The sequence below is a fragment of the Flavobacterium sp. TR2 genome (assembly GCF_025252405.1).
GTDB lineage: Bacteria > Bacteroidota > Bacteroidia > Flavobacteriales > Flavobacteriaceae > Flavobacterium.
The window spans coordinates 2,792,929-2,805,742 of record NZ_CP104307.1 but is presented as its reverse complement, the minus strand read 5'-3'; the positions used below and the strand labels follow the sequence as shown (position 1 = coordinate 2,805,742).

Annotated in this window: 9 protein-coding genes and 1 pseudogene; 2 read left to right on the top strand and 8 right to left on the bottom strand. The window is 34.9% G+C overall.

Features of this window, described 5'->3' with window-relative positions; translation table 11 throughout:
• The first annotated feature begins 19 nt into the window (after window positions 1-19).
• A complete protein-coding gene (locus tag N4T20_RS12330; RefSeq protein WP_260669451.1) occupies window positions 20-1,804 on the top strand; it encodes a cytochrome-c peroxidase in 1,785 nt (594 codons plus the stop codon).
• Window positions 1,805-1,863: 59 nt separating this feature from the next.
• On the opposite strand, the gene N4T20_RS12325 is transcribed toward N4T20_RS12330, so the two are convergent.
• A complete protein-coding gene (locus N4T20_RS12325) occupies window positions 1,864-2,361 on the bottom strand; it encodes a hypothetical protein (RefSeq protein WP_260669450.1) in 498 nt (165 codons plus the stop codon).
• On the opposite strand from N4T20_RS12325, the pseudogene N4T20_RS12320 reads away from it, so the two are divergent.
• Window positions 2,341-3,072, top strand: a pseudogene (locus tag N4T20_RS12320) (AAA family ATPase); the annotation flags it as partial. The gene N4T20_RS12325 and the pseudogene N4T20_RS12320 overlap by 21 nt on opposite strands.
• 46 nt (window positions 3,073-3,118) lie before the next feature.
• On the opposite strand, the gene N4T20_RS12315 reads toward N4T20_RS12320, so the two are convergent.
• The 7 genes from N4T20_RS12315 to N4T20_RS12285 all read right to left on the bottom strand — a co-directional run bounded on the left by N4T20_RS12315 (window position 3,119) and on the right by N4T20_RS12285 (window position 12,800).
• Complete coding sequence (locus N4T20_RS12315; protein ID WP_260669449.1) at window positions 3,119-5,833, bottom strand: DNA gyrase/topoisomerase IV subunit A; 2,715 nt, start codon at window positions 5,831-5,833, stop codon at window positions 3,119-3,121.
• A 22-nt stretch (window positions 5,834-5,855) separates the two neighbouring features.
• Entirely contained in the window at window positions 5,856-6,959 is a 1,104-nt protein-coding gene (locus tag N4T20_RS12310; RefSeq protein ID WP_260669448.1) for a YhcG family protein, read from the bottom strand.
• A gap of 20 nt (window positions 6,960-6,979) precedes the next feature.
• Window positions 6,980-8,848 (bottom strand): DNA topoisomerase IV subunit B, encoded by a 1,869-nt coding sequence (locus tag N4T20_RS12305; protein WP_260669447.1) that lies wholly within the window; start codon window positions 8,846-8,848, stop codon window positions 6,980-6,982.
• Window positions 8,849-9,011: 163 nt separating this feature from the next.
• The gene (gene pncB / locus N4T20_RS12300) at window positions 9,012-10,187 is read right to left on the bottom strand and encodes a nicotinate phosphoribosyltransferase (RefSeq protein ID WP_260669446.1); all 1,176 of its coding nucleotides are present in this window, start codon (window positions 10,185-10,187) and stop codon (window positions 9,012-9,014) included.
• A 76-nt stretch (window positions 10,188-10,263) separates the two neighbouring features.
• The gene (locus N4T20_RS12295) at window positions 10,264-11,244 is read right to left on the bottom strand and encodes a transglutaminase domain-containing protein (RefSeq protein ID WP_260669445.1); all 981 of its coding nucleotides are present in this window, start codon (window positions 11,242-11,244) and stop codon (window positions 10,264-10,266) included.
• Entirely contained in the window at window positions 11,245-11,769 is a 525-nt protein-coding gene (locus N4T20_RS12290; RefSeq protein WP_260669444.1) for an NADPH-dependent FMN reductase, read from the bottom strand.
• Window positions 11,770-11,885: 116 nt separating this feature from the next.
• Window positions 11,886-12,800: a YihY/virulence factor BrkB family protein gene (locus N4T20_RS12285; RefSeq protein ID WP_260669443.1), complete on the bottom strand. Its 915-nt coding sequence runs from the start codon at window positions 12,798-12,800 to the stop codon at window positions 11,886-11,888.
• Window positions 12,801-12,814 lie beyond the last annotated feature (14 nt).

The window sequence follows — 12,814 nt, the reverse complement described above, 5'->3', positions numbered from 1 at the left end:
TTGCTATTACAATCCTATTATGAAATTAAAACATTTTACTTTCCTGTTCTTACTGCTTTGTTTTTCCTTTTCATGCCAAAAAAATGAAGTTTCAAAAGCAACTGTCAAACAAGAGCTACTTATAGATTTGACTAAACTAAATAATGAAATTGCCCAATTTCAGCAATTGGTCAGCCAAAATTCAGCACAAAAAGAAATTATATCACAATTCAAAAAATCTCGCTTAGCTTACAAAAAGGTCGAATGGGCGATTGAATATTTTATTCCAGAAACAGCCAGATTTATGAATGGCCCTGCTTTGGACGAAATGGAATTGGAAGAAAACAGATCTTTTGAGCCTCATGGCTTTCAGGTGATGGAAGAAATGATTTATCCTGAATATACTTCTGAGAGTAAAGAGGATTTAATAAGGGAATTGAATATTTTTCAATCTAATATCAAACAGTTAAAAAGCACTTTTGAGGTTATTACGATTAGTGATGATTACGTTCTGGATGCCATTCAGCAGAATGTCTTTAGAGTTATTGCTTTAGGAATCACAGGGTTTGACAGTCCAATTTTACAATCTTCAATTCCAGAAGCTGGAGAAAGTTTAACTTCAATTCCAGAAACGCTTGAAAAGATTAATCCACAAAATAAATCAGTGTCTCAATTAAAACAATTGACGAGAAACGCACAAAAATATTGCACTGAAAATAATAATTTCAATGCTTTCAATCGCGCTATTTTTATAACAGAATATCTAAATCCTATTTCGAAAAAACTGAAAGCTTTTCAGCAAGAAGAAAACATTAAAAATGTAAAGAAAAGCAGTCCGCTAAAACCAACAATTGAAACTTTATTTGACAAAGATGCTTTTGATGTAAATGCTTTTGTACTTTCTAAAGAATATAATTTCACTAAAGAAAAAGCCATTTTAGGAGAGAAATTGTTTTATGACAAAAGCCTTTCTAAAAACAATGACCGAAGCTGTGCAACTTGTCATAATCCTGAAAAAGCTTTTACAGATGGAATGAAAACTAATATTTCATTAACTGGAATAAATTTGCCAAGAAACACTCCTACTCTAACTTATGCTTCGCTGCAAAATGCACAGTTTTGGGATATGCGTCAGCTGGATTTGGAAAAACAAAGCGTCGATGTGATCCAGAATAAAGATGAAATGCATGGTTCTATGGAAAATATTCATGCTAAAATCCAATTGGATAAAGAATATGTAAAGCTGTTCAAAAAAGCTTATCCAAAAACCACCAAACCAGAAGCTTGGCAGATTCAAAATGCTATTGCGAGTTATGTACGTTCCTTAAATGCTTTTGACTCGAGATTTGATGAATATATGAGAGGAAATAAAAATGCTCTAACCCAAGAGGAAATTGAAGGAATGAATCTGTTTATGGGAAAAGCAAAATGTGCCACCTGCCATTTTACTCCCTTGTTTAACGGAACAGTTCCTCCAAGTTATTCTAAAACTGAGCATGAAGTTATAGGAACTCCAAATGAGCCTTCTGGAAAATCTTTAAGCTCAGATAAAGGACGTTACATATACAATCAGATGCCTCAATTGGTTGGTGCTTTTAAAACGCCAACGGTAAGAAATGCAGCTGTCACAGCTCCGTATATGCATAATGGAGTTTTCAGAACACTGGAAGAAGTCGTTTCTTTTTACAATAAAGGCGGCGGAATTGGTTTAGGTTACCAAGTAGAAAATCAGACGCTTCCTTTTGATAAACTCAATTTAACAGTAAAAGAAGAAAAAGCGATTGTTGCCTTTATGAAAGCGCTTACGGATAAAAAATACCAGTAAAACCAAAATAAATCTCAATTAAACCAAAACGCCGAAAAAACTTTTCGGCGTTTTAGATTTTAATCCACAAATACGCGATACGGAAACACATTTGAAGATCTATTTTTTAAGTTTTTTGCAAAGCTATCGCACAAATAATTCCACTCCGAATCTGACAAATGCTGCTTTTCATCAGGATTTGTCTTGATGTATATATCAACCGTTCTGCTAAAACCTGCTTTGACAGAGATTTCTTTTCGCGTGCCTTTTTCGATTCTGATATCTTCAATCGAACTTTTAAAATGATTAAATCCAAAAGCTTTAATATCGGCAAAAGTTACAATTCTCCCGCGTGTCAGCAAGGCATTTCTGTAGGCTAGGATTCTGTCTTTATTGTTTTGCCTATTTAGTCCTCCAACAGTATTTGTCATAAGTGTCGCGCTCTTACTTATAAAAAACGAATCTTTACATTCTAAAACTGTTCCTGCTTTTATATCATTTCCGTTTTCAGTGCACGTTGACCAATAATTTATTGTAAACTTTTTCCCTTTTAATTCTCCCACTTTGGGTTTAATCATCAGGTAAGGATCATTATTTTTAGAAAAGCTGCTTTCCTTGGCTTGCTGCTCAATGGTGCGCCTCCTGGCTATGTGGGGTATGAAGAGGGGGGCTTGCTGGTAAACAAGATTAGACAAAAACCCTACTCTATTGTTTTATTTGATGAAATCGAAAAAGCGCATCCTTCTGTCTTTGATGTTTTTCTGCAGATTATGGATGAAGGAAAACTGCACGATCGTTTAGGCAAAGAAGGCGACTTCTCTAATGCCATTATTCTTTTTACGTCAAATATCGGCGCAGATCATATTGTTGCTACATTCAATAATAATGAAATCCCAACTTCAAGCTCTTTGATGGAAATTATGGCAAATTATTTCCGTCCTGAATTTTTAGGGCGTTTAACTGAAATCATACCTTTTGCGCCTATTAGCAAAGAAAATGCTTTAAAAATATTCGAGATTCATCTTAAAAAGGAATTCATGGATTTATTAAAGAATATCAATGTTAAAGTAGAAATTCCAATGGAAGCCAAACTCTATCTTGCAGAAAATGGCTATAATGCTAAATATGGCGCAAGGCCCATTAAAACCATTATTCGCACTCATTTAAGAAGGCCTCTTGCTAAAAAAATAATTTCTGGTGAAATAAAAGACGGCGATACAATTTCTGTTCGTATTGAAAACAATGAAGTAAAATGGGTTAAAGAGGAAACTATTCCTATTGAAAATTAGCTGAGCCATAAAAAAACGCTAAGAAATTAATCTTAGCGTTTTCTTTTTATTCTAAAACCAAACCTATTTGGCCATCATCGTCTAATTCTGTCTCCACAGGATCATCTTCTGGGATTTCTGGTTTTTCTGGAACTTCTTCCACGGGCTCTTCATAAGGAAGCGGATCTAATAAATTGACTTGTCTTAATTTATCAGTTGTCAATTGATTTCCTAAAGCTTTAAAACCTTTTACAGCTATAAAGTCTTCTACATCAATATGCAAGTCGTCTTTTTGAACTCCTTTTACTTTTGCAAAAACCAATTGCGCTACCGGGCGGTAATCTGTCGAAACGATTTCCAGCTGCGAATTTGGATGGTCTGTAATAAAACTTTCTTCTTTTCCTTCATTTTCTACAAGGAAACGCTTCAAGAAGTAACGCTCTTTTTCACCATCATAATAAATCGCAGAAATTGGTTTTTTAGGTTTCCATTTCTCCAAAACAATCATGTCTTCATCAAAATGAGTTGACAACTCTGGAATGATTACTTTCAATTTCCCTGATTGACTAATTACTAAGATTTTATCTGTAGGTTTAAATTCTCCTAACAGCTCACCTCTTGCATCAACATTCAAACGTTTTACAGTATCGTCAAACCAAACTTTTCTTGGCAGTAAAGTCGAAATTCCTTTTTCTTTCAATTCAATTTTCTTAATTGGATATTTGGTCACCAAGTTTCCTTTAGAACCTCGTCCTTTAATAGCTAATTTAGCAAAATCAATATCGAATTTCAGTTTCTTAATAGTTCCAACCTGACGCAATAAAATAGTTACAACCTCAGCTTCTCCATTTGGATTATGCGAAAAATAAACCACCTGAGAACCATTTGTTCCGTTTGTTAAATCGTAAGCCTTATCACGCGTTACACCAGTAACATTAAAACGTTTTATATAAGATGGTCCTGATTTTCCATCTCGGTACATCATGTTATAAATGGTACGTTTATCGTTTTTATCAAAAACAGCCGCGTGAATGATGTCTTTCCCGATAAAGGTCTTCGCATCTACTTTTGTAATCATCATGGTTCCGTCTCGCAAAAACACGATAACATCATCAATATCAGAACAATCGCCTACATATTCATCTTTCTTTAAACTTGTTCCTACGAAACCTTCTTCACGATTTACATAAAGTTTTGTGTTTCTTAAAACTACTTTTGTAGCTTCAACGTTATCAAAAACACGCAGTTCTGTCTGGCGTTCGCGTCCTTTTCCGTATTTCTCCTTTAATTTTGTAAAATATGCAATAGCAAAATCGGTAAGATGTTCTAAATTGTATTCGACCTCTTTCATTTCTTCTTCTAACCTCGAAATCAATTCATCGGCTTTATCAGAGTCGAAACGGGTAATACGAATCATCGGGATTTGAGTCAAACGCTGTAAATCATCATCATTGATTTCTCTGACGAATGATTTTTTGAAAGGCTCAAAACGATCATATAAATATTTGTAAAGTGATTCTCTATCTCCGTATAATTTGAAGTCGATATACATTTCTTCACGAATGAATATTTTCTCCAAAGTAGAAAAGTGCCACTTATTTTTTAATTCTTCTAATTGAATTTCTAGTTCCTGACGAAGTAAATCTACTGTTCTTTGAGTTGAGATTTTCAGCATTTGTGAAACCCCTATAAACAACGGTTTATTATCTTCGATAACACATCCTAAAGGCGCGACAGAAGTTTCGCAGGCTGTAAATGCAAACAAAGCGTCAATAGTTTTGTCTGGTGAAACGCCTGGGAAAAGATGAATTAAAATTTCAACATCTGCAGCAGTATTGTCTTCAATTTTCTTGATTTTGATTTTGCCTTTTTCGTTGGCTTTCAAAATACTGTCAATTAAACTCGATGTATTGGTCGAAAACGGAATCTGGGTAATCACCAATGTATTTTTGTCTAACTGCGAAATTTTAGCACGCACACGCACACGTCCGCCACGCATTCCGTCGTTGTAGTTGGAAACGTCAGCAATACCCTGCGTCATAAAATCAGGATAAAGCGTAAACGGCTTTCCTTTTAAGATTTTAATCGAAGCATCGATTAATTCGTTAAAGTTATGAGGCAAAACTTTTGTAGAAAGTCCAACCGCAATACCTTCTGCACCTTGCGCTAAAAGCAATGGGAATTTTACAGGAAGATTGATTGGTTCGGCTTTTCTACCGTCATACGATAATCCCCATTCTGTAATTTTTGGAGAATATAAGACCTCCAAAGCAAATTTAGATAAACGTGCCTCGATATAACGGGGTGCTGCTGCACCATCACCAGTTAAAATATTTCCCCAGTTACCTTGGCAGTCAATCAATAAATCTTTCTGGCCAATTTGCACCATTGCATCACCAATACTCGCATCTCCGTGTGGGTGATACTGCATGGTGTGACCAACAACATTGGCAACTTTATTATAACGTCCATCATCCAGCTCTTTTAAAGAGTGCATAATACGACGTTGAACAGGCTTAAATCCGTCCTCGATAGCAGGAACCGCACGTTCCAAAATCACGTACGAAGCATAATCCAAGAACCAGTCTTTGTACATTCCTGTTACCTTCGTAATAACATCTTCACCTTCTTCTTCCTGATTTTCGTAGAAATGTGCTCCTTCAAAATGTTTTCCTTCACCATCAATCACATCATCATCTCCATCTTGAATGTTATCTAGATTTTCATCTTGATTATTCTCGTCGTCGTTTGGAATTATGTTATCGTCTTCTTCGTCTTTCATTTAATTATATCTAATTATAATTTTATTTGTTTTCGAGCAGTTCTTTTAAGGCTTCAACACTTGGTAAAACAGTTTTATACTTACTGGCAAAAATTTGTTCATTGTTTTCTGGCAACGTATATTTTACTACAGCTTCACTTTTATTCTGACAAAGCACAATTCCGATTGTTTTATTTTCATCTTCCAATCGCATTTCTCTGTCATAATAATTCACATACATTTGCATTTGCCCTAAATCCTGATGTTTTAATTCGCCAATTTTCAAATCTATAAGAACAAAACATTTTAATATCCTATTGTAAAAAACTAAATCAATCCTAAAATGTTTATCATCAAAAGTAATTCTTTCCTGTCTACCAACAAAAGTAAAACCGTGTCCTAATTCTAATAGAAAATGTTCTAATTTACCTATAATTTCTTTTTCTAATTGCGATTCAGAATATTGAGGCAATTCAGGCAATCCCAAAAACTCAAGAATATAAGGATCTTTAATAATATCTTTTGGTTTCTCAACAATCTGACCTTGTTCTGAAAGCTTTAAGATTCCTTCTTTATCTCGGCTTAAAGCTAGTCTTGTGTAAAGTGCTGTATCATACTGACGTTTTAGTTCACGAACACTCCAATTATTCTTTTCAGATTCAATTTTGTAAAACCGTCTTTCTCTTTCATCTTCAATTCGCATTAAAAAGACATAATGGCTAAATGTCAATTTAAAAAACGAAGATAATGTCTGATAATCTACTTTATCAAATTTCGCAGACACTGACTCCATTTTTTGAAATTTGAATTCCGCAGACACTGTCTGCGCTTTTTGAATTTGTAAAATCCGAGACAGTGTCTCGGATTTTGAGAAAGTCATATAGAACTGTCTTATTTGTTCCAAATTTCTAATCGAAAACCCTTTTCCAAACTCCTTTGTCAATTGTTGAGAAAGCCCTTTTAAAAGCTGTTTACCATATTCAGCCCTATCTTTTCCATTTTGTTCTTCTTCAACTATAATTCTTCCTATTTCAAAATAAGTAATGGTCATTGTTGAATTTACGGTACGCAAAACCTCTTGTCGGGCATTTTGCAATAACTCGGCAACCTGTTGAAAAATAACTTTATTTCGAAGGACGTCTGACACTATACTTTAATATTTGTCTTTTAAGCTTCCTCAAGCTCATCAATCTCAACCTTCAGATTCTTGATAATAAAGTCCTGTCTATCCGGTGTGTTTTTCCCCATGTAGAAAGATAACAACTGCTCGATAGAAGTATGTTTATCCATCATAACAGGATCAAGGCGAATGGTGTCTCCAATAAAGTTTTTAAACTCATCTGGTGAAATCTCCCCCAAACCTTTAAATCGGGTGATCTCTGGTTTTGGTTTTAATTTTTCGATGGCGTCTTTTCTTTCTTCTTCTGAGTAACAATAAATCGTTTCTTTTTTGTTTCGAACCCTGAAAAGCGGTGTCTGCAAAATATACAAATGCCCTTCTTTGATTAATTCTGGGAAAAACTGCAAAAAGAAAGTAATTAAAAGCAAACGAATGTGCATTCCGTCGACATCGGCATCGGTTGCGATTACGATGTTATTGTAACGTAATTTTTCCAGTCCGTCTTCAATATCAAGCGCTGCTTGAAGTAAGTTGAATTCTTCGTTTTCATACACAATCTTTTTCGACATTCCGTATGAATTCAACGGTTTACCACGCAAACTGAAAACCGCTTGCGTATTTACGTCACGCGACTTTGTAATCGATCCAGAAGCCGAATCTCCCTCAGTAATAAAAAGCGTACTTTCTAAGTTTCTTGGGTTTTTAGTATCTGGAAGATGCGCACGGCAATCTCGTAATTTTTTATTGTGAAGATTGGCTTTTTTAGCACGGTCTGTCGCCAGTTTTCTAATTCCTGACAGTTCTTTTCTTTCGCGCTCTGCCTGAAGAATTTTACGCAATAAAGCTTCTGCTGTCGGCGGATTTTTATGCAGGTAGTTGTCCAGTTTCGTTTTGATGAAATCGTTAACGAATGTACGAACAGAAACCGCTGGTGTTCCGTCATCAGAACCCATATCAGTAGAACCTAATTTTGTTTTAGTCTGAGACTCAAAAACCGGTTCCATTACTTTAATGCTAATCGCACTTACAATCGATTTACGAACATCTGACGCGTCGAAATTTTTATTGTAAAACTCACGAATGGTTTTTACAACTGCCTCACGATAAGCCGCTAAGTGTGTCCCCCCTTGTGTTGTGTTCTGACCGTTTACGAAAGAATGGTATTCTTCACTATATTGAGTTTTACTGTGCGTTAAGGCTACCTCAATGTCGTGGTCTTTCAGGTGGATAATTGGATATTCTAAATCTTCTTCATTGATGGTTTCTTCCAACAAATCACGAAGCCCGTTTTCTGAATAATATTTTTCTCCGTTAAAAATAATTGTCAAACCATTGTTTAAGTAACAATAGTTTTTAACCATTTTCACAACATATTCTAAACGGAATTTAAAGTTTTTAAAAATCGTTTCATCAGGCGTAAAAGTTACTTTTGTTCCTTTACGTTTTGTAGTTTCTATAATATCTTCTTCTGAAACTAAATTTCCTGCCGAAAATTCTGCCGCTTTTTGTTTGTCCTCACGAACAGATTCTACACGAAAATAGGTCGAAAGTGCATTCACCGCTTTTGTTCCGACCCCATTCAAACCTACTGATTTCTGGAAGGCTTTTGTATCGTACTTTCCTCCTGTATTCATTTTCGAAACTACATCGACCACTTTCCCTAACGGAATTCCACGGCCGTAATCACGAACCGTAACCGTTTTGTCTTTGATACTTACTTCAATAGTTTTTCCAGAGCCCATTACGAACTCGTCTATACAGTTGTCTAAAACCTCTTTTAGAAGAATGTAAATACCATCATCCGGCGCAGATCCGTCTCCAAGTTTTCCGATATACATCCCTGGACGCATACGGATATGTTCTTTCCAATCAAGCGAACGAATATTATCTTCGGTATATTGATTTTGCTCTAGCATATATGATTTTAGGATTTTTTGCTAATGTACCATTTCTTAACAAAAAATGAAAGCGTATTTTCTTTTTGTTATGAATAATAACAGTTCAAAATCTATTTAAATTGATTTTAAAATAAAACAGGCGCTAAAATGGCGCTAAAACTGATTTTTCAGCAAAAAAACACTATTTGATTCCCAACACCTCTTTTGCTAAAGCAATCATTTCGGGTGTTCCCGTATTTTTGTTTTTTTCGTCAGAAAGTTTTACAACGCCTTGCCAATGTATATTATCTGGTTTTGTATCTGTTAATTTTATAACCATATTCATCGCTGGAAGTCCAACATCATTGGTAAAATTTGTTCCAATGCCAAACGACATTTTTATTTTGTCATGACAGAAATCGGCAATCTTTTCTACTTTTTCGTAATTGAGCGAATCTGAAAAAACAATGACCTTTGATTTTGGATCTATCCCCAATTTGTTATAATGAGAAATTACTTTTTGAGCAAACTCAATTGGATCGCCACTGTCATGCCGAACGCCGTCAAAAAGTTTGGAATATTTTTTATCAAACTGATTGAAAAATATTTCTGTAGTATAAGTATCTGTTAAAGCGATTCCGAGATCACCGCCGTAAACTTTTGTCCAGTTTTCCAGACTGATAAAATTTGCCACCTGAAAACCGTATTGCGCCGCATGAAACATAAACCACTCATGGGCGTGCGTGCCCAAAGGCCTTCGGTTATTTACCATTGCAAAATGCACATTGCTGGTTCCTATAAAACTTTGCCCTCCATAAATTTGCAAAGTCTCATTTACAAGATTTTGCACATCATAAGAGTGACGGCGTCTTGTGCCAAATTCTAAAATAGAAACGCCAAGCCTATTATAATTCTGTATTTTTTCTTTCGTAAGACTTTTTACAGCTTCATCGTTTAAACGAATTAAATGATTCGATTTATAAAAAAGCTCCGAAATCAAAGCCATCAAAGGCACTTCCCACAAAATAGTCCTGTACCAAAATCCCTCAACAGTAACTTTTATTTCTGAACCTTCTTGGCTAATCTCAACCTCAGAAGGATCAAAACTATATCCTTGCAGAAAATCTAAATAAGTGGGATCGAGATATGGGCAATAATGAGCCAGATAATTCTTTTCTTCTTTTGTTAAACGAAGCTCAGACAATGCGTCTACAGATTTTCGAAGTAAATCGGCAAACCCTTCCGGAAAAATATGTTTGCCTCGATTTATAAAACCATACCGAACTTTTGCTTTTGGAAAAAGTTTAATTACAGCGTGCTGCATTGTAAATTTGTAGAAATCATTGTCTAGGATTGATTTCAGAAAAGTTGTTTCCATAGCATTCAAATTCGGATCATTCTTGCTAAGATACGGCAATTTCAGAAAAGATAAAAATTGCCGAATCCATTATCCTTTATTTTGAAACCACTTTAAAAGAAACCACACTGTTGCCATCTGCAAAAACAGTAATATAATCGCCTATATTGCTGTCAATTAGAAGCTGAAATTCTAAACTTCCCCGCTTCTCTTTTGGATTTTGAACTTTTACTGGCTGATTTCTTTTATTTAAATAAAAAACCTGGTTTGATTTTGAGAGATTTTTAATTTCAACTGTAATTTTATCTCCATTTCTGGCTTCAATTATTCCAGAATCTGGCGATTTAATTTTATAATCTTTTTCGATTGTCGTATTGTAAATCAAAGGGCCGTTTAGAAAATCTTCTTTACTCAATCTATTCCCTAAATACGAACCTGAGTCTGGAAAGTGCTTCGCAAAAAAGTATTCGGGATCTGTATCAAAATACACAGGGTTAAAATCATTCACCATTCTGCCTTTACTGCTGTCATAATAGCCTTGCCCCCAAGTCACATCAATTAAGCGCCATTTTTTATCAATCAAAACCATATTCCATGCATGATTCGATGAAGTAGTTTTTCGGCCAATATCTCTCACTGAAATTTTAGAATCACCACGAATTATTTCGCATTTAATTCCCATTGCAACAGCCAAGTGCTGATACAAAGCCGTAAAACCTTCGCAGACAGCTTTTTTAGATTTAAAAGCTTTCTGAATCAAATTATCATTTAACTGCTTTATTTTTCGCTGTTTTTCTGCTTCTGAAGAATAACTGAAGCTTTGCACACGCGATGGATTCAAATAAGCATTATAATCGTATCTTATATTGAAGGCAATCCAGCTGTAAATAGCACGTGCGCGATCATAATCTGAGTCAAAATCTTCTTCGATTCTGTCGGCCAATTTTTCAGTCGTATCGAAACTTTTCGGATATTTTGCAACTATTTTATCAACTTCGCTAATTTTTTGAGCGAAAGTAAAATTGATGAAAAGAATATTTAATAAAAGAAAAATAAGGGCAATCTTTTTTTGTGGCATTTAAAAATTTGATTTAATAATATCTTTCAGCTCTTGATCCAATTCAGGATTAGAGATTTTATTTTGCTGTAAATCAAAATTCGAGCCAAATGCTGGCAATGAGAAACTTCCTTTAATTTCTGCTCCATAACGCGGGAAAAGATTCTGTGCAATTCCTAATACCGATGCCCCGCCTCTTCCGCCTGGAGAAGTTGCCAATAATAGCATTGGCTTATGCTGAAAAACGTCTTTTTCAATTCGAGAACTCCAATCGAAAACATTCTTGAAAGCAACAGAATAGTTCCCGTTATTTTCTGCCATTGAAACAACCAGAATATCAGCTTCTTTAAGCTTATTCAAAAATTCCTGCGCTACTTTATGCTGGCCAATTTCTTTTTCAAGATCTACGCTAAAAACCGGCATTGCAAAATCATTAAGATCTAAAACTTCGACATCAGCATTTTCGAATAAACTAGATGCATAAGTTGCTAAACGTTTGTTGATCGACTGTGTACTGTTGCTTCCTCCAAAGGCTACTATTTTCATATTTGTGGTATTTGTTTGTTTTAAAGCATATAGGAATACAAGAAAATTCAAGTTTTTACCTTATTAAAATAAAGCAAATTTTAAATGCACTAATATTACTTATTTGGTTCATCTATTTATGATTCTATTTCGAAGATCTCTTTTTGTATTTCTACAGAATAATCATTTGGTGAAATGCTTCCTCCAAACGCTTTTGCATAGACTTTAGTAAATTCTGCTCCAAAATATAAAATAATTGCTGAATAATATACCCAAACCAAAATTATAATTACAGAACCCGCTGCGCCATAAACACTTGCAACAGTTGAATTTCCTAAATAGACTCCGATTGCAAATTTACCGATCATAAATAAAATCGCAGTGCAGGAAGCTCCAATAAAAGCATCTTTCCACCTGATAATTCCGTCTGGTAAAGTTCGGAATATAATAGCAAAAAGCAATGTAATACTGGCAAAAACAATCACGAGATTTACCACATAAAAAAGATATACCGTTGTATCTGGAAAATAAAGTTTCAAACGTGCATTTAATACATCGAGCGTGGCATTGAGCATCAAACTAACCAGCATCAAAAAACCAACCGAAACGATCATAGAAAATGACATGATTCTGTTTTGGATAAATTTGCGAAGCCCTTTATTGGGTTTTGCTCGAAGCCCCCAAATGTAATTGATGGAGCTCTGAATTTCGGCAAAAACTCCCGATGCTCCAATTAAAAGCATTACAACACCAAATACGCTTACAAACACATTGCTGTCTGATAGTTGAACATTTTTGATTGCCTCCTGAATTTGTACAGCAGCATTATTTCCAACCAATCGATTTATTTGACCATATAACTGACCTGTGACTGCCTCTTCCCCAAAAAAGAAGCCACAAATGGTAATTATAATAATCAGTAAAGGAGGCAAAGCAAAAATGGTATAATAAGATAACGCCGCACTTAACTTTATGGCGTTGTCATCGTTGAATTCTAAAAATGTTCTCTTTAATAAATACCAAGTTTTTGAAAAGATATTTTGATTTTTCATTTGCTGATCTTTTT

Bases quoted from the DNA above. Each gene is read 5' to 3' on its own strand.
- N4T20_RS12325 (WP_260669450.1), bottom strand. From the start codon at position 2,361: ATGATTAAACCCAAAGTGGGAGAATTAAAAGGGAAAAAGTTTACAATA.
- N4T20_RS12305 (WP_260669447.1), bottom strand. From the start codon at position 8,848: ATGCTAGAGCAAAATCAATATACCGAAGATAATATTCGTTCGCTTGAT.
- N4T20_RS12295 (WP_260669445.1), bottom strand. From the start codon at position 11,244: ATGCCACAAAAAAAGATTGCCCTTATTTTTCTTTTATTAAATATTCTT.
- N4T20_RS12330 (WP_260669451.1), top strand. From the start codon at position 20: ATGAAATTAAAACATTTTACTTTCCTGTTCTTACTGCTTTGTTTTTCC.
- pncB (WP_260669446.1), bottom strand. From the start codon at position 10,187: ATGGAAACAACTTTTCTGAAATCAATCCTAGACAATGATTTCTACAAA.
- N4T20_RS12285 (WP_260669443.1), bottom strand. From the start codon at position 12,800: ATGAAAAATCAAAATATCTTTTCAAAAACTTGGTATTTATTAAAGAGA.
- N4T20_RS12290 (WP_260669444.1), bottom strand. From the start codon at position 11,769: ATGAAAATAGTAGCCTTTGGAGGAAGCAACAGTACACAGTCGATCAAC.
- N4T20_RS12315 (WP_260669449.1), bottom strand. From the start codon at position 5,833: ATGAAAGACGAAGAAGACGATAACATAATTCCAAACGACGACGAGAAT.